Annotated in this window: 19 protein-coding genes and 1 riboswitch; of the genes, 6 read left to right on the plus strand and 13 right to left on the minus strand. The window is 62.7% G+C overall.

Features of this window, described 5'->3' with window-relative positions:
* Positions 1 to 10 precede the first annotated feature (10 nt).
* Both capB and LU682_RS12450 read right to left on the minus strand, forming a co-directional pair.
* The gene (gene capB / locus LU682_RS12445; RefSeq protein ID WP_232014152.1) at positions 11 to 1690 is read right to left on the minus strand and encodes a caprolactamase subunit beta; all 1680 of its coding nucleotides are present in this window, start codon (positions 1688 to 1690) and stop codon (positions 11 to 13) included.
* Positions 1691 to 1908: 218 nt separating this feature from the next.
* Positions 1909 to 2763, minus strand: a complete 855-nt coding sequence (locus tag LU682_RS12450) for a LysR family transcriptional regulator (protein ID WP_010954371.1) — start codon at positions 2761 to 2763, stop codon at positions 1909 to 1911.
* 92 nt (positions 2764 to 2855) lie between these two features.
* On the opposite strand from LU682_RS12450, the gene LU682_RS12455 reads away from it, so the two are divergent.
* A complete protein-coding gene (locus tag LU682_RS12455) occupies positions 2856 to 3284 on the plus strand; it encodes a multidrug/biocide efflux PACE transporter (RefSeq protein WP_049587108.1) in 429 nt (142 codons plus the stop codon).
* 189 nt (positions 3285 to 3473) lie between these two features.
* Here the strand turns inward: LU682_RS12455 and LU682_RS12460 are convergent, their stop codons facing one another.
* The 3 genes from LU682_RS12460 to LU682_RS12470 form a co-directional block, all read right to left on the minus strand.
* Positions 3474 to 4493, minus strand: coding sequence for a branched-chain amino acid aminotransferase (locus LU682_RS12460; RefSeq protein ID WP_010954369.1), 1020 nt, complete (start codon positions 4491 to 4493; stop codon positions 3474 to 3476).
* Positions 4494 to 4638: 145 nt separating this feature from the next.
* On the minus strand, positions 4639 to 4998 hold the full coding sequence (locus LU682_RS12465) for a hypothetical protein (protein ID WP_010954368.1): 360 nt from the start codon (positions 4996 to 4998) through the stop codon (positions 4639 to 4641).
* Positions 4995 to 5372 carry a glyoxalase superfamily protein gene (locus tag LU682_RS12470; RefSeq protein ID WP_010954367.1) on the minus strand — a complete coding sequence of 126 codons (378 nt, stop codon included), beginning with the start codon at positions 5370 to 5372 and terminating at the stop codon, positions 4995 to 4997. Before LU682_RS12470 ends, LU682_RS12465 begins: the two co-directional genes overlap by 4 nt.
* Before the next feature lie 100 nt (positions 5373 to 5472).
* Positions 5473 to 5678: riboswitch (cobalamin riboswitch) on the plus strand.
* Between the two features lie 100 nt (positions 5679 to 5778).
* On the opposite strand from LU682_RS12470, the gene cobW reads away from it, so the two are divergent.
* The 4 genes from cobW (at position 5779) to LU682_RS12490 (ending at position 12294) form a co-directional block, all read left to right on the plus strand.
* On the plus strand, positions 5779 to 6846 hold the full coding sequence (gene cobW, locus LU682_RS12475; RefSeq protein WP_003247913.1) for a cobalamin biosynthesis protein CobW: 1068 nt from the start codon (positions 5779 to 5781) through the stop codon (positions 6844 to 6846).
* 3 nt (positions 6847 to 6849) lie between these two features.
* Positions 6850 to 10611: a cobaltochelatase subunit CobN gene (gene cobN / locus LU682_RS12480; protein WP_060489766.1), complete on the plus strand. Its 3762-nt coding sequence runs from the start codon at positions 6850 to 6852 to the stop codon at positions 10609 to 10611.
* 1 nt (position 10612) lies between these two features.
* Positions 10613 to 11626: a magnesium chelatase ATPase subunit I gene (locus LU682_RS12485; protein WP_010954365.1), complete on the plus strand. Its 1014-nt coding sequence runs from the start codon at positions 10613 to 10615 to the stop codon at positions 11624 to 11626.
* Between the two features lie 77 nt (positions 11627 to 11703).
* Positions 11704 to 12294 carry a vWA domain-containing protein gene (locus LU682_RS12490; RefSeq protein ID WP_010954364.1) on the plus strand — a complete coding sequence of 197 codons (591 nt, stop codon included), beginning with the start codon at positions 11704 to 11706 and terminating at the stop codon, positions 12292 to 12294.
* Between the two features lie 106 nt (positions 12295 to 12400).
* On the opposite strand, the gene LU682_RS12495 is transcribed toward LU682_RS12490, so the two are convergent.
* Positions 12401 to 12667, minus strand: coding sequence for a hypothetical protein (locus LU682_RS12495; protein ID WP_003247923.1), 267 nt, complete (start codon positions 12665 to 12667; stop codon positions 12401 to 12403).
* A 340-nt stretch (positions 12668 to 13007) separates the two neighbouring features.
* On the opposite strand from LU682_RS12495, the gene LU682_RS12500 reads away from it, so the two are divergent.
* Complete coding sequence (locus LU682_RS12500) at positions 13008 to 14333, plus strand: sigma-54 dependent transcriptional regulator (RefSeq protein WP_010954363.1); 1326 nt, start codon at positions 13008 to 13010, stop codon at positions 14331 to 14333.
* A 184-nt stretch (positions 14334 to 14517) separates the two neighbouring features.
* Here the strand turns inward: LU682_RS12500 and LU682_RS12505 are convergent, their stop codons facing one another.
* The 7 genes from LU682_RS12505 to LU682_RS12535 form a co-directional block, all read right to left on the minus strand.
* Complete coding sequence (locus LU682_RS12505; RefSeq protein WP_010951808.1) at positions 14518 to 15483, minus strand: IS110-like element ISPpu10 family transposase; 966 nt, start codon at positions 15481 to 15483, stop codon at positions 14518 to 14520.
* Positions 15484 to 15862: 379 nt separating this feature from the next.
* Entirely contained in the window at positions 15863 to 17398 is a 1536-nt protein-coding gene (tnpC, locus tag LU682_RS12510; RefSeq protein WP_232885777.1) for an IS66 family transposase, read from the minus strand.
* Between the two features lie 63 nt (positions 17399 to 17461).
* Complete coding sequence (gene tnpB, locus LU682_RS12515) at positions 17462 to 17797, minus strand: IS66 family insertion sequence element accessory protein TnpB (RefSeq protein ID WP_004575513.1); 336 nt, start codon at positions 17795 to 17797, stop codon at positions 17462 to 17464.
* Positions 17794 to 18114 carry an IS66-like element accessory protein TnpA gene (gene tnpA / locus LU682_RS12520; RefSeq protein WP_010954361.1) on the minus strand — a complete coding sequence of 107 codons (321 nt, stop codon included), beginning with the start codon at positions 18112 to 18114 and terminating at the stop codon, positions 17794 to 17796. The genes tnpB and tnpA overlap by 4 nt, the downstream gene beginning before the upstream one ends.
* Positions 18115 to 18428: 314 nt before the next feature.
* On the minus strand, positions 18429 to 19487 hold the full coding sequence (locus LU682_RS12525; RefSeq protein ID WP_010951689.1) for an IS110-like element ISPpu11 family transposase: 1059 nt from the start codon (positions 19485 to 19487) through the stop codon (positions 18429 to 18431).
* Positions 19488 to 19671: 184 nt separating this feature from the next.
* A complete protein-coding gene (locus tag LU682_RS12530) occupies positions 19672 to 21672 on the minus strand; it encodes a peptidase U32 family protein (protein WP_004577525.1) in 2001 nt (666 codons plus the stop codon).
* Between the two features lie 213 nt (positions 21673 to 21885).
* On the minus strand, positions 21886 to 22266 hold the full coding sequence (locus LU682_RS12535) for a RidA family protein (protein ID WP_004577524.1): 381 nt from the start codon (positions 22264 to 22266) through the stop codon (positions 21886 to 21888).
* Positions 22267 to 22273: the final 7 nt, after the last annotated feature.

Genomic DNA, 22273 nt, shown 5'->3' on the forward strand with positions numbered 1-22273 from the left:
TGTTCTCCGGTTAGCGTGGGGCGCGGGCGAGGCGGGTGGCTGTTTCGTTCAGTTGGCCATCGGCATCGAGGACCACGCCATATTCCAGGGCTGCGCCTTGTGGCGAGACCAGGCCGTTGCGCACGTCCTCCAGTACTGCTGCGACCCGACGGCGAAGTGGGTCGCCGTAGCCACCACCCCCTGGGTTGATGTTGATGATGCGTTCGCCGGGCTGCAGGGTGAGCATGGGGTTCTGCGTGTAGTGGTCTTCGCGGCCATCGGCATGGCGATGGATCAGCCGGCCCAGTTTGGGCTCGAGCAGGGCATTGCGAGCCCCGGCGGCACCGGCGGTGGGCAACTGGCGGCCCTCGCCGAAGCCGACCACGGTCATGGCGTGGTCCAGCGGTTCGATCTCCAGGCGGGTGCCCGAACCACCGCGCAATTCACCGGCGCCACCACTGTCAGCCATCAGGCTGTAGCGGTGGATCAGCACCGGATACGCGTGTTCGAGCAGCTCGATATCACCGCTCATCAGCGCCCCGAAGCAGCACAGCGGGCCGCAGGCGTGCCAGCCATCCATCACCTTGTTGGCACCGGCTCCGGAAATGATCGAGGCCAGCACCATCGTCACGTACTCGCTATTGCCGTTGCGCGGGTCGCGGCCGGCAATGTTGATGCCGCTGCTATGCCCCCAGGAGGCCGTTACCCGCTGTGGCGAGGCCTGTTCCAGCGCAGTGCGCACGGCATCGGCGAGGGTTTCCATCGGCGTGGTGGTGCAATTGACGTGGGGCGCGGGTTCCTCGGCATTGCACAGCGTACCCCTGGGGCCGACATCGACCGTTACGCAGCGATACAGGCCTTCGTTGTAAGGCGGCGCCACCTGGGCGAACATCATCAGCCCCAGGTACACCCCGGATACCGAGTTGCCCTCATAGGAATTGATGAAGTACGGCACCTGCGGCGGGCTTTCGATGCGCACATGGGCCTGGTCGCCACGGATCTGCACATGGGCGGTGATGGCCAGTTCACCCAGGCCGTGGCCGGCATCTTCGAGCACGGCGGTGCCGCTGTAGTCACCATCCGGCACATCGCGCAACAGCGCCCGCATGTGTCGGTCGGCCATGTTCTTCAGTTCGGCGATGCAGGCACGCACCTGTGCCACGCCGTATTTGTCCAGCAGCTCCAGCAAGTGCCGCTCGCCGACCTTGCAGGCGCCATACTGGGCATTGAGGTCACCTTCCTGATAAGGGCGGGCGCGCATGTTGGTGAGCATGAAGTTGATCACGTCCTCACGACGCTTGCCCTTTTCCCACAGCTTGACCGGTGGAATGCGCAGGCCCTCGGCGTAGATCTCCTTGGCATCGGGGTTGTAACCCGCCGGCACCGGGCCGCCGATGTCGGTCAGGTGGCCCTTGCAAACGGTCCAGAACACCAGCTCGTCCTGGTAATACACCGGTTTGTACATGCAGCAGTCGAGAATATGGCTGCCCTTGTAGGCGGGGTCGTTGTGGTAGATCACGTCGCCTTCGGCGATGTCGTCGCCGAAGAACTCGGCCACGCACTTCATGGCCGGGATCAGCGAGCCCAGGTGGATGGGAATGTCCTGGCCCTGCAGGATCATTTCCGGCAAGTGGTCGAACAGCGAGTTGGAATAGTCGTGGGCGAGGTTGAACACACTGGAGCGCCCGGTCTTTTCCAGGGTCAGGGTCATTTCGCGTTGCGCTGTCTCCAGCGCACCCCGGACAACCGCAAGGGTGATCGGATCTACTGTCTGCATAGGTCACCAACGTTTGTTCTTGTGCTTTAGGTGCGTGCCGCGGCGGGGCGGCGCGTGGTGACAGGCTAAGGGGCGGGGTGGGGGGAAGGCTTGTCGCTGGGTGTACCGGTTGTTGTGTCTGGGCGCACTTCAAGTTCGGGCAGGCGACACAACTATTGCCCCAACATCTGTCGCACCAGCCATTGCCCGGCCGGCCCCAAGGCACGCCGGCTCGACCAGGCCACATCCATATCCACCCGCCGGGGGTAGCCCGCTATCTGCAACTCCACCAGCTCGTTGCCAAACCGTTTTACCAGCGCCCTGGGCAGCTCGGCCCAGCCAAACCCGCGTACGGCGAACTCCAGCAGGGTAAGGTAATCCGGTGCCGACCACGCTTGGCCACGGCCGTGGTGCAGGCTGGGGGCATAGGTCTTGATATACAGCTGTCGGGCGTTCTCCAGATGCTGTGCCTGTACTTGCGGCAGGCTTGCCAGCGGATGCTCGCTGGCGACATACACGCCGAACTCTGCCTGCTCCGGCAAGCGCGCCACGGCCACGTCGGCGGGGTAGCCGGGCTGTGTGGCAAGGATGCCGACATGGGCCAGGCCCTGCTGGATCATCTCGATTACATCAGCGTCCTCCGCCGGGCCGCAGCGTAGCTCGGTATGGGGGTAGTGCTGGGCGAAACGAGTCATCACCGCCCCCTGGAACGTTACGCTGTAGCTGTCCGACATCACCACAGATACCAGCGCCTCGACATTTTGCGCCAGTCGCACTGCCAGCGCATCGAGCTGGGCGCTGGCCTCGAGAATTGCTTCGACATGGCTCAGCACCTGCCTGCCCGCCTCATTGAGCGTGGGGTGGCGGCCATTGCGGTCAAACAGCGGGCAGCCGATATCGGCCTCGAAATTGGCGATGGCGATGCTGACAGTGGACTGGCTTTTGCGCAGCTTGCGCGCCGCCGCAGAAAAAGAACCGAGTGAGGCGGCTTCGGTAAAGGCGACCAGAGCTTCGGGAGAGTAACGCATGGTATTGATAAAACCGATGGTAGCTATGTCGCGAGTATCAGTTCTATCAAAGAAAATGGGAAGCACGACTCCCGCAATGGATGGAATGTGCAATGAAAAACGTGTCTTTCACCGAACGCCTGGTCCACGCCGTTGGCTATGAAGTTTTTGCGGTACTGCTGTGTGCGCCGCTGCTGTCCTGGATCATGGGCAAGTCGCTGGCAACGGCGGGCACGCTGGCGGTGACCCTGTCGGTGATCGCCATGCTGTGGAACATGGTCTACAACGTACTGGTCGATCGCTGGGTGCAAACCGAACGCATCAACTGGAAGGCCAGTACGCGTTTCGTGCACGGTCTTGGCTTCGAAGCCGGCCTGGTGGTGTGGTGCCTGCCGGTGGCGGCTTGGATGCTGGAGATTTCGCTGCTGCAGGCATTCATGGTGGAGCTGGGCTTCTTCGTGATCATCCTGCCCTACACCGTGGTCTACAACTGGGCGTTCGACAAAGCCCGGCACCTGCTGGTGCAGCGGCGTGTGGCATGATTCTGTCACCCGGCGCGGGCTTGCCCGCTAATGCGGCTGCACTGACAACGGTGATCTCCCAGGCATTATTGGCTGGCGGGTGTGGCCTATTCGCGGGTAAACCCGCTCCTACGAGGGGGCCGTGTAAACACATGAAAAAACGGGGCATGCCATTGCTGGCATGCCCCGTTTTCATACAGCTGATGCGTTTCAGGCGACCTTGACGATCCAGCCTGCCGGTGCCTCTACATCGCCGCTCTGGATACCGGTCAGCTCGTTGTAGAGCTTCTGGGTAACCGGGCCGACCTTTTCCAGGTCGTGGAACACGTGCAGCTTGCCGTTGTACTCGATGCCGCCGATCGGGGTGATAACGGCCGCGGTGCCGCAGGCACCGGCTTCGACGAAGCGGTCCAGCTTGCTGATCTCGACATCGCCTTCGATCACGGTCATGCCCAGGCGCGATTGCGCCAGTTCCATCAGCGAGAGGCGGGTGATGCCTGGCAGTACCGAGGCCGATTTCGGGGTGACGAACTCGTTGTTGGCGGTGATGCCGAAGAAGTTGGCCGAACCGACTTCCTCGATCTTGGTGTGGGTCAGCGGGTCGAGGTAGATGGCGTCGGCGAAGTTGGCCTTCTTCGCTTCAGCGCCCGGCTGCAGGCTGGCAGCGTAGTTGCCACCGACCTTGGCCGCTCCGGTGCCCTGCGGGGCAGCACGGTCGAAGCTGGAAATCTGGAAATTGTGCGGCTTCATGCCGCCCTTGAAATACGAACCAACCGGGATGGCGAACACCGAGAAGATGAACTCGGGGGCGGTGCGCACGCCAATGTTGTCGCCGGTGCCGATCACGAACGGGCGCAGGTACAGGGCGCCTTTGCCGTGCGGTGGCACGAACTTTTCGTTGGCCTTGACCACTTGCTTGCACGCTTCGATGAACACATCGGTCGGCACGTGCGGCATCAGCAGGCGTGCGCAGCTGCGCTGCATGCGGGCCGCGTTCTGGTCCGGGCGGAACAGGTTGATCGAGCCGTCCTTGCAACGGTAGGCCTTCAGGCCTTCGAAGCACTGCTGGCCGTAGTGCAGGGCCGTGGAGCCTTCACTGATGTGCAGTACGTTGTCTTCGGTCAGGGTGCCCTTGTCCCACTCGCCATTGCGCCATACGGACAGGTAGCGTTTGTCGGTCTTGATGTAGTCGAAACCCAGCTTGTCCCAATTAATGCTTTCGTTGCTCATGACACCCTCATTGTCTTGCAAGTGCCCGATCGCTCGGGCTGCTGTTATATGCGCACCATGCCACCTTAATACATCCTTGGCGGATCGGGAACGGCCAGTCACGAATTGATAGGGTGCGAAGCGATACTATCGTCAAACCGCAGGGTCAATGCCCCTGCAGGCGTTTTCCCCAGTCCCCGCCATGCACCCGTGCACAGGCCTCTTCGCTGTCATAGCGTACATGCCAAGCGGGATGGTCCAGCTGTATTCCGGCGTGGTCCAATGCCTGGCAGGTCAGTGCCAGCATACGTGCCTTTGCGTCGCCCGCCACTGCAGCGGCTTTATCGGCCTCTTGCTCGAATACCCAGGTAATACGCAGGCTGCCCGGAAAGTCCTCGGGGTCGAGGCGATGGGTAAGCCAACTGAAGCCGACAATCTCCGCCTTGGCGGTTTCGCAGGCGTCGGTCAGGCACGCGACCAACTCCCGCTCCAGGCGGCCCATTTCGCGTTTGCCCAATGCCTTCACGGGTTGGCCTCGTCATCGATCTGCTGGCAAAAGCGCAGGCGGTTGCCGAACGGGTCCCACACCTGCATCTGCAGGCCCCAATCCAGGCGCTCGGCCTCGGGCCGGGCAAAACCGTACTGTTTACCCTGCAATTCACGCTCCAGCGCGTGCAGGTCGTCGAGGCGGGCGAACACGGTCGAGCCAGGGCAGGCATCGCCATGGTGCTCTGAAAGGTGCAGGATCAGGCCATCACGGTGGATCTGCATGTACAACGGCAAGTCCGGGCTGAAGCGGTGCTCCCAGTCCAGGCTGAAACCCAGGAAATCGAGGTAGAACTCCTTGGCCTTGTCGATCGAGAATATGCGCAGGACAGGTATGGCGGGGGCGAGGGGCATGGTGCGTCCTTGACCGTGGATAAGGCGCCACTGTAACGCACTTGCGCCCAGCGTTGTCGACCGGCCCCGCAGCAATGGTTGACCACCCGCCAGCCACTGCGTAGCCTTGCCACTTCGAGGTTCTTCGGCCTGGCCGAAGCTAAGACGGGAACGCGGTACAAGCCGCGGCTGCCCCCGCAACTGTAAGCACCGACAACGGATCGACACAGCCACTGCGCCAACGCGCGGGAAGGCGTCATCCCGCCAGCCCGAACGGGGACATGGAACGGTGCAAGCCAGGAGACCTGCCTCGTCACGTTTTCGACTTTCAACCGGGCGGGGTGATCCGGTGGCGAACAAGCCCGGCCGGCCTGGCCCGCGGCTGTCGTCCTGCATGCCCGCGCCACACTGCCAAGGGCAATGCGACATGAAAACACTGGCCAAGCTCCCCGTCACCATCGTCACCGGCTTCCTCGGCTCGGGCAAGACCACCTTGCTGCGCCACATGCTCGACAACGCTCAGGGGCGCCGCATTGCGGTCATCGTCAACGAATTCGGCGAACTGGGCATCGATGGCGAAATCCTCAAGCAGTGCAGCATCGGTTGCACCGAGGAAGAAGCCAGCGGCCGTGTGTACGAGCTGGCCAACGGCTGCCTGTGCTGCACCGTGCAGGAAGAATTCTTCCCGGTGATGCGCGAGCTGGTAGCCCGCCGTGGCGACCTCGACCACATCCTCATCGAAACCAGCGGCCTGGCCCTGCCCAAGCCATTGGTACAAGCGTTCCAGTGGCCGGAAATCCGCAACGCCTGCACCGTCGATGCGGTCATTACCGTGGTCGACAGCCCGGCCGTGGCCGCTGGCACCTTTGCCGCCTACCCGGACCAGGTCGATGCCCAGCGCAAGCTCGACCCTAACCTGGACCATGAATCGCCCCTGCACGAGCTGTTCGCTGACCAGCTGGCCAGCGCCGACCTGGTGGTGTTGAACAAGGCCGACCTGATCGACGCCGAAGGCCTGGCCAAGGTGCGTGCCGAGGTGGCCGAAGAACTGCCGCCGGCGGTGAAAGTGATCGAGGCCAGCAGCGGCAAGCTGCCACTGGAGGTGCTGCTGGGCGTGGGTGCCGAGTCCGAGGCGCATATCGATGGCCGCCGAACCCACCACGATTCGCACCACGATGGCGACGATCATGACGATCATGACCACGACGCTTTCGACTCCATCTCCATCGACCTGCCTGAAGCCGACGAAAGCCTGCTGCTCGATGCATTGACCCAGTTGGTGGTGGAGTTCGGTATCCTGCGCGCCAAAGGCTTCGCCGCCATCCCGGGCAAGCCGATGCGGCTGCTGGTACAAGGCGTGGGCACCCGTTTCGACAAGCACTTCGACCGCGCCTGGCGCGCCGACGAGCCGCGCATCACCCGCCTGGTGCTGATCGGCCAGGACCTCGATGCTGCCCAGCTGGAGGCGCGCCTGCGCCAGGCGCTGGGCGCCTGACCCATGCACCTGCTGCGGACTCAGCCCGGTGGTTTCGTACCGGATGACAGCATTGCCGACCTCGGCCAGACACCCGCCGAGCTGGTGATTCTCTGCAGCGGCGATTCACACCTGGCCTTGCTCGCCGACACCGCAGAGCAATTGCCCGAAGACTTTCCCAGCTTGCGCCTGGCCAACCCGATGCAGGTGCAGAACCATGCCTCGGTCGACCTGTATGTCGACCAGGTGCTGCGCCACGCCAAGGTCATCCTGGTGTCGCTGCACGGTGGCGTTGGCTACTGGCGCTACGGCGTCGAACAACTGGTCGAGCTGGCCGCCCGTGGCGTGCAGCTGATTCTGGTGCCGGGCGATGACCGCCCGGACCCGGAGCTGACCAGCCTGGGCAACGTCCGCGGTGAGCAGGCCGAGCGGCTTTGGCATTACCTGCGCCAGGGCGGCAAGGCCAACGCCATCAACCTGTTCAACTGCCTGGCCAGCCAATGGCTGGGCCGCGACTATGCCTGGGACGAGCCGCAGCCTTTGCCGCGCACGGCGGTCTATCACCCCGCCAAGGGCAGCGCGACACTCGAGGACTGGTACCCACACTGGCACCCCGAGCAGCCAGTGGCACCGCTGCTGTTCTACCGTTCGCACCTGCAAGCGGCCAATACCGCCTTCATCGACGTGTTCTGCCAGCGCCTGCAGGCTGCCGGCCTGAACCCGTTGCCGATCGCCGTGGCCAGCCTCAAGGAAAGCGCCTGCCTGGAACAGGTCGAAGCCTGGCTGGACGAGGTCGGCGCCGAAGTGCTGGTCAATACCACCGGTTTCGCCTTGTCCAGCCCCGAGCGCCCCAACCTGCGCCCGTTTCGCCGCGACATCCCGGTGCTGCAGGCCATCTGTGCGCAGGACAACCAGCCTGGCTGGGAAGCCAGCGAGCAGGGCCTGGGCGCGCGCGACCTGGCCATGCACATTGCATTGCCGGAGCTGGACGGGCGCATTATCACGCGCCCGGTCAGCTTCAAGGACATGGCCTGGCGCAGCGAGCGCAGCCAGTCCGACGTTGTCTGCTACCGCGCCCACCCCGAGCGCATGGACTTTGTCGCCGAGCTGGCCCGCCGCTGGGTCGAGCTGGCCCGCCTGCCCAATGCCCAGAAGCGTGTGGCCCTGGTGCTGGCCAACTACCCGACTCGCGACGGCCGCATTGGCAATGGCGTCGGCCTGGACACGCCCGCCGCCGCACTCAACATCCTCAAGGCGCTGCAGGCCGAAGGCTACCCGCTGGCCGAATTGCCGGGCAGCGGTACGCAACTGATCCATCAGCTGCTCGGTGGGGTGACCAACGACCTCGACCACCTCGACCAGCGCCCCTGTGCCCAGAGCCTGAGCCTGTCCGATTACCAGGTGGCCTTCGAGCGCCTGCCGCAGGCCAACCGCCAGGCAGTGCTGGAACGCTGGGGGCCGCCCGAACAGGATCCGATGTTCCGCAGCGGCCGGCTGATGGTTGCCGGCCTGCGCTTTGGCTTGACCTTCGTCGGTATCCAGCCGGCGCGGGGCTACCAGGTGGACCCCAGCGCGGTGTATCACGACCCTGACCTGGTGCCGCCGCACGGCTACCTGGCATTTCACTTCTGGTTGCGTCACGCATTTGCCGCCGATGCGGTGATCCACGTCGGCAAGCATGGCAACCTCGAATGGCTGCCCGGCAAAGGCGTCGGGCTGTCGGCGCAGTGCTGGCCGGACGCGCTGCTGGGTCCGCTGCCGAACATCTACCCGTTCATCGTCAACGACCCGGGCGAGGGTGCCCAGGCCAAGCGCCGCACCCAGGCGGTGATCATTGACCACCTGATGCCGCCGCTGACCCGTGCCGAAACCTATGGCCCGCTGCGCCACCTGGAACAACTGGCCGACGAGTTCTATGAAGCGCAGTTGCTCGACCCTCGACGTGCCCGCGAGTTGCAGCGTGACATCCTCGAGCTGGTCAAGGCCAACCACATCGACCGTGAATTGCAACTGGAAGGGCAACTGGACGATGCGGCACTATGGCTGCCACGTCTGGATACCTACCTGTGCGACCTGAAGGAGTCGCAAATTCGCGATGGCCTGCACGTGTTTGGTCAGTCACCTGAAGGGCGGCTACGCCTGGATACGCTGCTGGCGTTGTTGCGGGTCGAGCGTGGCGACGGTCGTGGGGGTAATGCCAGCCTGCTGCGGGCTTTGGCCAAAGCACTGGTGCCGGGCTGGGACCCGCTCGACTGCGACCTTGGGCAGCCGTGGCAGGGCATACGCCCTGAACAGCTGCAGGCCATGAGCAATGAACCTTGGCGCACCTGTGGCGACACCCGCGAGCGCCTTGAGCTGCTGGCACTGCAGGTGATCGGGCAGGCATTGGAGGGCACGGCACAGTTACCCGACCTGAGTGAGTGGCAACCGGTGCACGCTGTAGTGCAGGCCCTGCGTGAAGCGGTCGCACCCAGCCTGGACGCCTGCGGCACGGCGGAAATGCATGGCCTGCTGGCGGCACTGGCCGGGCGCTTCGTGCCCGCCGGCCCCAGTGGTGCGCCTAGCCGAGGGCGCCTCGATGTGCTGCCCACTGGCCGCAACTTCTATACCGTGGATGTGCGCAACCTGCCCACCACCACAGCCTGGCGCCTGGGCTTCGCCTCGGCCAGCCTGATCCTCGAGCGCCATCTGCAGGACCACGGCGATCATTTGCGTCAGCTCGGCCTGTCGGTGTGGGGCACGGCGACCATGCGCACCGGCGGCGACGACATCGCGCAGGCCATGGCGCTGATGGGCGTGCGGCCTGTCTGGGCCACCGGCAGCCAGCGCGTCGACGACTTCGAAATCTTGCCGTTGAGCCTGCTCGACCGCCCCAGGGTGGACGTGACCTTGCGCGTTTCCGGCTTCTTCCGCGATGCCTTCGGTAACCTGATCCGCCTGTTCGACGCCGCCGTGCAGGCCGTGGCCGCGCTGGACGAGCCGGACGACCTCAACCCCCTGGCCGCCCGTGTGCGCAGCGAGCGGGCCGCGCTGCAGGCTCAAGGCGTGGATGCCGAGCAGGCCGCACGCCAGGCTGGCTGGCGGGTGTTCGGTGCCAAACCGGGCGCTTACGGTGCCGGGGTGCAGAACGCCATCGACGGGCGTTTGTGGCACAGCCGCGACGACCTGGCAGAGGTCTACCTCAACCACGGCGGCTATGCCTACGGCGGCAGCGACGACGGCACCCCGGCCCGCACCCAGTTCGCCCAGCGCCTGGCCAAGGTGCAGGCGGTGCTGCAGAACCAGGACAACCACGAGCACGACCTGCTCGATTCCAACGATTACTACCAGTTCCAGGGCGGCATGCTGGCGGCCTCGGAAACCCTGTCCGGGGCGGTGGTGGCCAGCTACCATGGCGACCACAGCCAGGCCGACCGACCGCGCATCCGTACCCTCAAGGAAGAGCTGAACCGGGTGATCCGTGCCCGTGCGCTCAACCCCAAGTGGATCGACGGGGTCAAGCGTCACGGCTACAAGGGTGCCTTCGAGATGGCTGCGACAGTCGACAACCTGTTCGCCTTCGACGCCACCACGCACCTGATCGACGACCATCATTACCAGGGGCTGGCCGATGCCTATGTGCTCGACCCGGCGACCCGCGATTTCATGCGCGAGCACAACCCCGAGGCCCTGCGCGACCTCACCGAGCGCCTGCTGGAGGCCCAGCAGCGCGGCTTGTGGCAGGCGCCGGGCGACTACCGCGAAGCCCTTGAGGACCAACTGCTCGATGGCGAGGAACAGGCTTGAAATGAGTGAACCCGTACAATTTCCGCTGGCGGCCGTGGTCGGTGCAGACGACCTCAAGCTGGCGCTGTGCCTGACCGCTATCGACCCCAGGATCGGTGGTGTGTTGATCGAAGGGCCGCGTGGCATGGCCAAGAGCACCCTGGCCCGTGGCCTGGCCGACCTGCTTGGCGAAGGCCCGTTCGTCACCTTGCCATTGGGCGCCAGTGAAGAGCGGCTGGTCGGCACCCTCGACCTGGATGCCGCGCTGGGGCAGGGCAAGGCGCAGTTTTCCCCGGGCGTGCTGGCCCAGGCCGACGGCGGTGTGCTGTATGTCGATGAGGTCAACCTGCTGCCCGACACCTTGGTCGATCTGTTGCTTGACGTGGCTGCCAGCGGCACAAACCGCATCGAGCGTGACGGTATCTCGCACCGGCACAGCGCCCGCTTCGTACTGATCGGCACCATGAACCCGGAAGAGGGCGAACTGCGCCCGCAGTTGCTCGACCGTTTCGGCTTGAACGTGGCGCTGGAGGGCTTGCCGGAGCCCGAGGCCCGGCAGCAGATCATTCGCCGCCGTCTGGCCTTCGACAATGACCCTCAGGCGTTCTGCGCACACTGGGCCCAGGCCCAGGCGCAACTGCGCGAGCGCTGCCACGCGGCGCGCCAGGCCTTGGCCGACATTGCCCTGGATGACCAGGCGCTTGCCTGGATTACCGAGCGCTGCTACGCCGCCGGCGTGGACGGCCTGCGCGCCGACCTGGTGTGGCTGCGCGCTGCGCGCGCCCACTGTGCCTGGCGTGGGGCTGCAGCTATCGAAGAAGTGGATGTCGAGGCGGTGGCCGAATTCGCCCTGCGCCATCGCCGCCGTATGACGCCCCAGGCCAGCCCGCCGTCGGCGCCACAGCCGCCTGACCAGCAGCCTGGCGCCGGCAACCCGGGTGAGCGGGGCGGGCAGGGCGACTGGGGGGCATTACCGGCACAGCCGGTAGCCAGCGGCGCCCGCCGCGAGGTGCCGAACTGGGCAAAAAAGCCCTGAGCATCCCCCAGCCACCAGCCAAAGGGGCGGATGCCAGAGCGGGCATAGGCAAGCAGAACGGTACCCGCCGTGGCCTCGTGCGAAATGCGGCGGCCGGCCGGGTAGCCTGGCTGCCGACCTTGCTCAAAGGACGGCCACGCCAGCGACAGGACCTGTGCTGGCAGCAGCGCCAAGGCAGGCCTGCTGAGTTGTGGCTGGTGATCGTCGATGCCTCGGCTTCAACCCGGCGCCATCAGGCGCTGGCGCAGACCAAAGGGCTGCTGGCGGCGTTGTTCGACCAAGCCTATCGACAACGCGCCCGCCTGGCCCTGCTGACTGCCAGCGGGCGCACACCACAGTGGCAGCGCCACGGGCTGAAGGCATCCGCTGCCTTGCAACCCTGGCTGCAGGCCTTGGGAGCAGGTGGGGGCACGCCGCTGATCGCCGCACTGGAACAGGCGCGGCACTGGCTACAGGCGCGGCAGCGAGCCCATCCGCAAGAGGCCTTGCGTTGCCTGGTGTTCACCGACGGTCGCCTGCAGCACAGCAATACCGTGCAGCCGATGCCGTGCGCCACGTTGTTGGTCGATATGGAACTGGCGCCCGTGCGCCTGGGACGCGCGCAGCGTCTGGCAGAACAATTGCAGGCTGATTACCAGCACTTGCAACAATTCAGGGTGATGGATTGAACTGGCAGGTTGCGACACTTTGTCGCAATTGGGAAAGTTGCCACAACAGCAACAGAGAAGTTGTACAAGTGCGTGACCATGCACGCACTTGTTGTGCTGGCCGATATTACTTCGGCATCGACCACGGTTGCAGGTCGTAGCCCTTTTCACACAATTCGGCGCGCACTTCTTCGATCAGGCTGGCCCACTGGGCCGGGTCGGAGTAGATGCGCGACGACACTTGCTTGGCGCCGATGCGGGTGCTGGTCCGGTCGATCACTGCCAGGCTCAGTTCACCAGTACCGTTGGGTGCATCCCAGGCTACGCACTGGAAAGGTTCGAAGGCGTGGTCGGCAATCAGCAGTGCTTCGTTGACACGGAGCGGGGCATTCATGGTTCGGTCTCTCTATGGTCCCAAACATCGAAGTGAAGTCCGCGTTGCTTCAAAGTCGCCTCATTGATCGCGAAGTGCAGCGCGGGGTTATGTCTACTGATGCTCGTTGTTCGTGGGTAAGTCACACATTGGCTGTAAATTTTTTTCAGGGTCGACGCTGTTCTTGCCTGCGCCGCCATGTGATGTCGATAAAGTGCGAAAATTCCCGTGGCGGTTTGTAAAAAAATGATTCGGCAGACAGACGGTACTGGGAACCGTCAACTTCGTTGCTACTGTTAAACGGGCGCCACAACTTGCTGTTTTACTTCAAAAAACCAAAAACTGGCGCCAAGGATCGGTCATGCAGCAGCCTGCCGCTCAACGCCGTTTGCTTATCGTCGACCCCTGCGACGATTGCCACCGCTTGTTACCTGGCCTGCGCAACGCAGGCTGGGATGTGGACAGCTGTATGCTCGGGGCTGCGCTGGACCACACGTGCGATGTCGGGCTATTGCGCTTGCAGGCTTCGCACCTGAGGCACCCGGACGCGGTCAAGGACATGATCAAGCGCAGCAACACCGAATGGATTGCCGTGCTCAGCGCCGATCAGTTGCGCATGCCGGCGTTCGGTGATTTTGTGTGTGAGTGGTTTTTCGACTTCCATACCCTGCCGTTCGACGTCTCCCGCGTGCAGGTAACCCTGGGCCGGGCCTTCGGCATGGCGCGCTTGCGCGGCAAGGGGGCCGTCAAGGTCGATGAGGCAACCCATGAGTTGCTCGGCGAAAGCCGGCCTATCCGCGAGTTGCGCAAGTTGCTGGGTAAACTGGCACCCACCGAATCGCCTGTGCTGATCCGCGGGGAGAGCGGCACCGGCAAAGAGCTGGTGGCGCGCACCTTGCACCGCCAGTCGCAACGCAGCGAGCAGCCGTTCATCGCGATCAACTGCGGGGCGATCCCCGAGCACTTGATCCAGTCCGAACTGTTCGGCCATGAGAAGGGCGCCTTTACCGGTGCTCACCAGCGCAAGACCGGGCGTATCGAAGCGGCCGATGGCGGCACATTGTTTCTTGATGAAATCGGCGACCTGCCGTTGGAATTGCAGGCCAACTTGCTGCGTTTCTTGCAGGAGAAGCACATCGAGCGGGTGGGTGGCAGCCAGCCCATACCGGTGGATGTACGGGTGCTGGCGGCCACCCATGTGGACCTTGAGCGGGCCATCGAGCAAGGGCGTTTCCGCGAAGACCTGTATTACCGCCTGAACGTCTTGCAGGTGGTGACCGCGCCGTTGCGCGACCGGCATGGTGACCTGTCGATGCTGGCCAACCATTTTGCCCATTTCTACAGCGTGGAGACCGGGCGTCGGCCACGGTCGTTCAGCGACCATGCCCTGGCGGCGATGGGGCGGCATGACTGGCCGGGCAATGTGCGCGAACTGGCCAACCGCGTGCGCCGGGGGTTGGTGTTGGCTGAAGGGCGGCAGATCGAGGCGCAAGACCTGGGGTTGCAGCTGCTCGACCCGGAACAACAACCGCTGGGCACGCTGGAAGAATACAAGCAGCGCGCCGAGCGCCAGGCACTGTGCGATGTGCTCAACCGGCACAGCGACAACCTGAGCGTGGCAGCCAAGGTGCTGGGCATTTCACGGCCGACGTTCTATCGGTTGTTGCACAAGCACCAGATACGCTGAGCGGCGCTCTCAAAGGGAAACCACAAGCCCCTGTAGGAGATTCTATGGCCGGAGGCAAATTTTCAGTAAAAACGCCATCGGCCTCTCTCAGCAACCTCGAGGTACGAGTCAGCGTGCCAGAGAATTTCTCCCCAGCATTGGATACTGCCCGTCAGTTTGGGCGGGCTGCGTTGCAGCCCCAGCCTCAGCTGGCCGGCTTGGCACCTCCGGTATATATCTCGGGCTTCCAGTCGGCCTGATGCCTCATCAGGCCGAAGGCCAGCCGAGCCAAGCGACGTGCAAGGATCACCAAGGCTTGAGTGGTTTTCTTCCCCCGGGCTTGGTGATGGGCGTAATACTGCTTCCAGGTCGCGGTTCGACTGCCGCTCATCGAGGCGTTGTACAGGAGTCTACGGACCTCCGAGTCTCCGCGCTTGCTCAACTTCCCTCTGCCTGCCCATTTACCGGATTGGGAAACCGTTACATCCATGCCTAGATAAGCGACAAAGGCGTCGCTGTTCTTGAACTCGCCGCGCATGAAGGACATCACCAGGCCGGCAGCCGTTAAGAAACCAACACCCGGAAGCCTCTGAACACGGCGCATCTGATCGGAAAGCCCCGCCTTCTTGATCACCGCACGCAGCTGTTTTTCCAGCGAAAGCTCTATGCGTTCGAGCACTTCCTCAACACGTTTGAGTTCTGAGGCAAACAATTTGTCGCCCGACAAGCTCATCCGCAGCATGCCGCGCACTGCTACAAGTTTGGCGCGGCGGCGCAGCAGCACCTGGATCTCACGATGCCCGGCTGGTGGCGGAGTCCAAGCCTTCAAAGAGCCCCGCTCGTTGCTCAGGAAGCGGGCGAGCAAAGCGGCATCATGGGCATCTGTTTTTGCCCGTATAGCAACACTTTCCCGGTACTTACTCAGCCTCAGCCCATCGATAACGTATACCGCGAAGCCCGCAGCATGGGCTTGCTCCGCCATTTCCATGTGATAGGTACTGGTCGCTTCGATGGCCAGCGCTGAGCCTTTGGGCAGCGTCTTGAGCCAGGCTTTGATTGCTTTCGGAGTGTTAGGGATGGCGAAGGATTTGGTATTCGGAGCGGCTTGAATCACCAGTTCATCTTTGGAGGTGTCCACGCCAGCTTCGATTGGGATTGCGGACATTGCCATGAATAGCTGCTCCTTGTAGCGTAGTGTGACTTGAAGGGCACACCCTGGCGCAGGCTTGCTTCTATTGTCGCTTGCTCGCGAGGCATTCCTTATCGGCGCTTGGGTGTTGAAAGGAGGAGGGGTGATTTCTCCTACGGTCTGTACTGCGCGAACAGTCAGAAGCGAGTTATGGCCCTCCTCCTCCCTTCAAGTCCTACCATACAAGCGGGTTTACCCGCGAAAGAGCCGGGCCTACTAGCCAATGTCCACCTGCCGTTCACCATTGTCGCGGCTACCGTATTCGCGGGTAAACCCGCTCCTATGTATGGACTCGCCCACACTGTCTAGCTGCTTTTTTGAACATAGGAAGTAAGCGTCCGCCCAACTCACCTTGCGTAAGTTAGGCAGGCACCCACTGATGTGGCAGCAGCTGCCCGATCTCACTGGCCCGCTGTGTTGGCAACCGAGTTAGCACATCTTTGAGATAGGCATACGGATCATGCCCATTCATACGCGCCGACTGGATCAGGCTCATGATTGCAGCGGCCCGTTTACCACTGCGTAGCGACCCGGCAAACAGCCAGTTCGAGCGCCCGAGTGCCCAGGGCCGTATCTGGTTCTCGACCTGGTTGTTGTCGATGGGCACAGCCCCATCGTCCAGGTAGCGCGTCAGCGCTACCCAGCGTTTCAGGCTGTAATCGAGGGCTTTAGCCGTGGCTGATCCGTTGGGCACCAAGTCGCGCTGGGCCAACATCCAGTCATGCAGTGTTTTGAGGATTGGCACCGCCATTTCCTGACGTATTCGCCAACGATCTTCATCACTCATGTCCCGCGCTTGGCGTTCGACCTCGTACAAACCGCTGATCGAGTGCAGGGCCTGTTCAGCCAGCTGGCTTTTATTCGCTACGTGCAGATCAAAGAACTTGCGACGGGCGTGGGCCATGCAGCCGATTTCAGTGATGCCTTGCTCAAAACCGGCTTTGTAGCCAGCGAAGTCATCGCAGACCAACTTACCGTTCCAGTCGCCCAGGAAGTTGCGCGCATGTTCGCCAGCACGGCTTGGGCTGAAGTCATAAACCACCGCGCTGAGCGCCGAAAACGGCGTCGTGCTGTAGGCCCAGACATAGGCCCGGTGGGTTTTCTTCTCGCCCGGCGCAAGCATTTGCACCGGGGTTTCATCAGCGTGAATCACGCCCTGGTTCAGCACCGCTTCACGTAGTGCATCGACCAGTGGCTGGAGTCGCACACCGGTTTGTCCGACCCACTGGGCCAAGGTCGAGCGAGCAATCGCCAGCCCGGCGCGGCCAAAGATTTTCTCCTGCCGGTACAGCGGCAAGTGATCGGCAAACTTGGCCACCATCACATGGGCCAGCAAGCCTGCGGTCGGGACACCTTTGTCGATAACCTGCGCCGGTACCGGCGCCTGGATCAGTGTTTCGCACTGACGGCAGGCCCATTTGCCACGCACATGATGCTCGACCGTGAATACCCCTGGCGTGTAATCCAGCTTCTCGCTGACGTCTTCGCCGATGCGTTGAAGTTGGCAGCCACAGGCGCATTGGGTGTTTTCGGGTTCGTGACGAATCACGGTACGCGGAAACTGCGGCGGCAATGGTGCACGTTTGGGCGATTGCCGTGGCTCGGCCTGTGACGAAGCGGGAAGAAGCTGTTTCAGCTCGGCCTCGATAGCTTCAAGGTCTGTATCGAGCAGGTCGTCCAGCAAGCTGCCTTGCGCCGGGCTGATTTGCTCGCTGCGCTTGGCAAACTTGTGGCGTTTGAGCAGGGCGATTTCGAACTTGAACTGCTCGATGAGGATTTCATCGTTCTGGATCTTTTTGCTCATCGCCTCGACCTGAGACTGCAACTGCAACGCCTGTGCCGCCAAGGCACGAAGCTGTTCCGGGGTCATCTGGTCGAGATTGGGCGAGAAAGTCATGCCGCCGATTGTGCCAGACCAGGCGCGATGCGACGACAAGCAGACCGGTCAAATGGCCGGCGATTACAGCATGCTGATCACGCCACCCGCGCCGACTCGCTGCCACGGCAAACCCAGTACCAACGCCTGGAGTTGCTCGCTGTCGAGTTCGACCTCACAGCCATGACGAATGCCGGGCCAGTGAAACTTGCCTTGATTCAGGCGCCGCGCGGCAAGCCAGACGCCCACGCCGTCGTGCACCAGTACTTTCATTCGGTTAGCCCGGCGATTGGCAAACAGATAAGCGCAGTGCGGCTTCGCCGCACCAAACACCGCAATCACCCGGGCCAATGCTGTCTCGGTGCCAGCGCGCATGTCCATCGGCTCGGTGGCCAGCCAGATGGCATCGATGCGGATCATTGAGCGAAAGCCCGAATAAATTGCGCACAACCCTCGGGATCCGAGGCTGGCCATTTCACCGTGATCACTTGCCCGGCCACGGGCAACTCGATGATCACTGACGCTTCGACTGGCCGTTTAGGTGCGGCTTTTAGCGGGACGAAAGCTGGTAGTGAAGCCGCTGCGGGCTGATCTCGATAGAGCGGCAGCCATTTGCGGATGACGTTGGCATTGATGCCGTGGTTGATGGCGACACTGGACACGGTTGCGCCAGGTTGCAGGCATTCCTGAACGACCTGGGCTTTGAACGGTTTCGGATAAGAGCTTCGTTGGCGCATAGAAATCCTGGCGATAAGGGTGATCGCGTCCGCTTAAAAATACGCGGACACCATCGCCCTTAATGCTGGAGTTCGGAAGGTGAGTTCGCCGGACGCTTACCATAGGAACCCGGTTGCATCTATGTATCAGGCCTATTCGAGGAAGCTTTTTGCTTCTGGCCAACATCGTGGTGAGCTCGCAGTGTGCCGTTTACATTGAGGCCACTATCAGGCCTGTAGGAGCGGAGGCATCGGTCTGCGACGGTCTTACCTAGGGTCAATGTTCACTAGCAGGGGTTGGAGCGCCTAGCGCCCCGGTGGCATTACCCGGTTGGTCAGAGGCTCATAGCCGCCTCCGGTTTTTCGTTCGGTTTGCGTTGGTAAACCTGATCGCTCTGTAACAGGGCCCAGATAATCCGCAGATTTCGATTAGCCAGCCTGATCGCCGCCTCCTTGCGCCCAAGGCGGGATAGCCAGCGCAAGAGGCGGCGATCATCTGGCTGATCGGAATCAGGCCTTAGCTGGCTCAAGACGGAATGCGCGCCCTGGATCATCAGGCTGCGTATGTAGCCGTCACCGCGCTTGCTCATCTTGCCCAATCTGATTTTGTTTCCGCTGCTGTGCTGATCGGGCACGATACCGAAGAAGGCGGAATACATTCGGCCACTGGCGAAGCGGCTGGGGTCGGTCTGTTTCGCCACGATCGCCGTGGCAATGATAGGGCCGACGCCGCGAATGGTGATCAGCCGCTGAGCGACTTTATCCTCTTGGGCGGTCGCTTCGAGCCGGCGGCTCAGCGCCGTTATGCGTTCACCTAGAGACAACCAGTCCATCAGCAACTCATCGAGCAACTCGCGCAACAGGTCGGGTAGAGGCAAGGAAGCATCCTCAAGCGCCTGAGGCACATGCTTATTGATCGCGGCATCGCCCTGGGGCATGGATACGCCATGCTCAAGTAGCAAACCACGGATCTGATTACCCAGCGCGGTATGTCGCTTGATGTTACCGCGCCGGATACGGTGCAGCGCTTGAATAGCCAGTGCTGTGGTGCTCTTGATCGGTATCGAAGCGATGCTCGTATCGCGACCGGCACGCAAAATGGCATAGCAGTCGTTACGATCGTTCTTTGCACCGCTGCGATGTTCGGCGACACGTTGCGCCGGCAGGATGCGAACCGGATTACCTTTGGCCTGCAGCAGCCTGGCCCAGGCTTGCGCACCTGGACCGCACTCCATCAAGACGGCCACGGTCGTTGGCAGCCTGAGCAGGAAATCGTGGAACGCTTGGCGGGATTTGATGCGATCTTCGTAGATCACCCGACCAGTAGCGTCCTCGCCTGCTAATTGGAAGACCTGTTTGGCCAGGTCTACGCAGATGGTTGTGCAAAGCTCCACATCAGTGGAAGACAGGGAATCGTGTTTCGAACTATGCTTTTTCATGGTCTCGCCCTCGCTGCCGTTGGCTTCTTCGAACACCACCGTGGCACTGTGATGCCTCGGCGGGGGCGAGTCCATCGATTACACCTGATCGGGGTGGACACACATCGGTTTAGCGGCCAAGAGGCCCTGCCCGGCGAACTCAGTGCGGTCCGCGTGGGATGGTCTTGAGCAAGTCTTCGGGGCTGATATGCCCCACCACCTGGGCCACCGCGCTGCCCGGGGTCGGCAGGTCGATGATGTGGCTCTTCATCTTGCCGATCACATGCATCTCGCACGGCTTGCAGTCAAACTTCAGGGTCAGTACTTCGTCACCCTGAATCAGCTGCATCGGTGCCACCTTGGTACGCACGCCGGTCACGCCCTTGGCCTGCTTGGGGCACAGGTTGAAGGAGAAGCGCAGGCAGTGCTTGGTGATCATCACCGGCACTTCGCCGTGTTCTTCATGCGCTTCATAGGCCGCATCGATCAGTTGCACACCGTGGCGGTGGTAGAAGTCGCGGGCCTTCTGGTTGTATACGTTGGCCAGGAACGACAGGTGCGACTCGGGGTACACCGGCGGTGGCGTGGTCTCGGCCTTGCGCCCGCCACGCGGATGCGCCTGCACGCGTGCTGCAGTCAGTGCCTCGATGGCTTCGCGGCGCAGGGCCTTGAGCTGCGAGTTGGGAATGAAGTACGCCTGTGGGGCATCCAGTTCGATACGGTCGGCGTGGTACAGGGTGGTGCCCAGCTGGCCGAGCAGGTCGTGCAACTGCTCCAGTGCCTGCTGCGGCTTGTTGGCTACGCCGAATGGGCCGTCCAGGGCCACCTGCACGCTCACGCCTTCTTCACTGCTGAGGGTAAGCATCAAGCGCTGCTCGCGCAGGACCGCGTGCCACTCCACGCCGACCCGGCGTTCGGAGGAGGTGCGTTGCAGGGCCTGTTGCCAGTTGTGGTCGAGGTTGCGCGACAGCGGGTGGTTGGGCCGCAGCTTGTGCAGGCCTTCGGGCATTTCGTTGGGCTCGACGCGATAGCGGTAGCGCTTCTGGCCGTCTTCTTCGAATTCGCCACGCGGTTCGGCGATGTTGGCGCGGAAGCCCACCACTTCGCGCTTGACCAGCACATTGAGGCCGTCGCCGTTGGTCAGCGGTACGTCGGTGACCACTTGCATGTCACGCTTGCCGACCTTTTCCACTACGCCCACCGGCAGGCCGGTGAAGGTTGGCGAGTCGAAGGCGCCGATATCGACCTTGCGGTCGGTCACGAAGTAGTCGGTGCTGCCGCGGTGGAAGGTTTTATCCGGGTCGGGCAGGAAGAAGTGTTGGGTACGGCCACTGGACGCGCGGGCGTACTGAGGGCGGTCTTCAAGGATGGCATCGAGCTCTTTGCGGTAATGGGCGGTGATGTTCTTCACATAGCCCATGTCCTTGTAGCGGCCCTCGATCTTGAACGAGCGCACGCCGGCATCGACCAGGTCAGCCAGGTTGGCGGTCTGGTTGTTGTCCTTCATCGACAGCAGGTGTTTCTCGAACGCAACCACGCGGCCCTGGTCATCTTTCAGCGTGTAGGGCAGGCGGCAGGCTTGCGAGCAATCACCACGGTTGGCGCTGCGGCCGGTCTGCGCATGGGAAATGTTGCATTGGCCAGAGAACGCCACGCACAGCGCGCCGTGGATGAAGAACTCGATGGCGGCATCGGTTTCGGCGGCGATGGCGCGGATTTGCTGCAGGTTCAGCTCCCGCGCCAGTACCAGTTGCGAGAACCCGGCCTGGTCGAGGAACTTGGCCCGTTCCAGGGTGCGGATGTCGGTCTGGGTGCTGGCATGCAGCTCGATTGGCGGGATGTCCAGCTCCATCACCCCAAGGTCCTGCACGATCAGCGCGTCAACGCCGGCATCGTACAGCTGGTGAATCAGCTTGCGCGCCGGTTCCAGCTCGTTGTCGTGCAGGATGGTGTTGATGGTGGTGAACACGCGTGCATGGTAGCGATGGGCGAACTCGACCAGCTCGGCGATATCGCTGACTTCGTTGCAGGCGTTATGGCGCGCGCCGAAGCTCGGGCCGCCGATATAGATGGCGTCAGCGCCGTGCAGGATCGCTTCACGGGCGATGGCCACGTCACGGGCAGGGCTGAGCAGTTCCAGGTGATTCTTTGGAAGGGACATGTCGTTATATTTTCGGGCTGTCACGGTTTAGGCGGGCATTGTAGCGGTGAAACGGGCTGGCGGCATCATTGGGGTGCCGAGAGGTGCGGGATTGGCTGCGGGTACGCGCAACTGTGGGAGCGGCCTAGCGTCGCGAAAGGGCCGCAGAGCGGCCCCGGCGATTTTGCGACCAATCAGCGATGTCGGGGCGCTGCGCACCCCCACAAGCGCAGCTCAGCGCTTGGCAGCCATCGCCGTCACTTCCACACGCATGCCTTCAAAGGCCAGTGAAGCCACACCCACCGCCGCACGCACCGGCCAGGGCTTGCTGAAGAAGCGCTGGTACACCTCGTTGAACGCTGCGCGGTCGGCCATGTCGGTCAGGTAGATGGTCAGGTGCAGCACGCGGTCCATACCGCTACCGGCCTTTTCCAGGGCCACTTTCAGCGCCTGCAGGGTGCATTCGCTCTGCTCGACGATGCCGCCCAGTTCCAGGCTGCCATCGGCGTGGGTCGGGATTTGCGTGGTGACCAGCACGCCGTTGTACTCGGCAACGTCCGAGGAAATCGACTCGGCGTCCGGGTCCGGGGTGTAGATGATGTCTGCATGTGCCATGGTGTGT

Origin of the sequence: Pseudomonas alloputida (genome assembly GCF_021283545.2) — a bacterium.
Classification (GTDB): domain Bacteria; phylum Pseudomonadota; class Gammaproteobacteria; order Pseudomonadales; family Pseudomonadaceae; genus Aquipseudomonas; species Aquipseudomonas alloputida.

Coding starts and splice junctions, on each gene's coding strand:
- cobW (WP_003247913.1), top strand. CDS start 5,779: ATGAAAACACTGGCCAAGCTCCCCGTCACCATCGTCACCGGCTTCCTC.
- LU682_RS12535 (WP_004577524.1), bottom strand. CDS start 22,266: ATGGCACATGCAGACATCATCTACACCCCGGACCCGGACGCCGAGTCG.
- LU682_RS12460 (WP_010954369.1), bottom strand. CDS start 4,493: ATGAGCAACGAAAGCATTAATTGGGACAAGCTGGGTTTCGACTACATC.
- LU682_RS12455 (WP_049587108.1), top strand. CDS start 2,856: ATGAAAAACGTGTCTTTCACCGAACGCCTGGTCCACGCCGTTGGCTAT.
- LU682_RS12500 (WP_010954363.1), top strand. CDS start 13,008: ATGCAGCAGCCTGCCGCTCAACGCCGTTTGCTTATCGTCGACCCCTGC.
- cobN (WP_060489766.1), top strand. CDS start 6,850: ATGCACCTGCTGCGGACTCAGCCCGGTGGTTTCGTACCGGATGACAGC.
- LU682_RS12530 (WP_004577525.1), bottom strand. CDS start 21,672: ATGTCCCTTCCAAAGAATCACCTGGAACTGCTCAGCCCTGCCCGTGAC.
- tnpB (WP_004575513.1), bottom strand. CDS start 17,797: ATGATCCGCATCGATGCCATCTGGCTGGCCACCGAGCCGATGGACATG.
- tnpC (WP_232885777.1), bottom strand. CDS start 17,398: ATGACTTTCTCGCCCAATCTCGACCAGATGACCCCGGAACAGCTTCGT.
- LU682_RS12485 (WP_010954365.1), top strand. CDS start 10,613: ATGAGTGAACCCGTACAATTTCCGCTGGCGGCCGTGGTCGGTGCAGAC.
- LU682_RS12495 (WP_003247923.1), bottom strand. CDS start 12,667: ATGAATGCCCCGCTCCGTGTCAACGAAGCACTGCTGATTGCCGACCAC.
- tnpA (WP_010954361.1), bottom strand. CDS start 18,114: ATGCGCCAACGAAGCTCTTATCCGAAACCGTTCAAAGCCCAGGTCGTT.
- capB (WP_232014152.1), bottom strand. CDS start 1,690: ATGACCCTGACCCTGGAAAAGACCGGGCGCTCCAGTGTGTTCAACCTC.
- LU682_RS12450 (WP_010954371.1), bottom strand. CDS start 2,763: ATGCGTTACTCTCCCGAAGCTCTGGTCGCCTTTACCGAAGCCGCCTCA.
- LU682_RS12470 (WP_010954367.1), bottom strand. CDS start 5,372: ATGCCCCTCGCCCCCGCCATACCTGTCCTGCGCATATTCTCGATCGAC.
- LU682_RS12505 (WP_010951808.1), bottom strand. CDS start 15,483: ATGGCAATGTCCGCAATCCCAATCGAAGCTGGCGTGGACACCTCCAAA.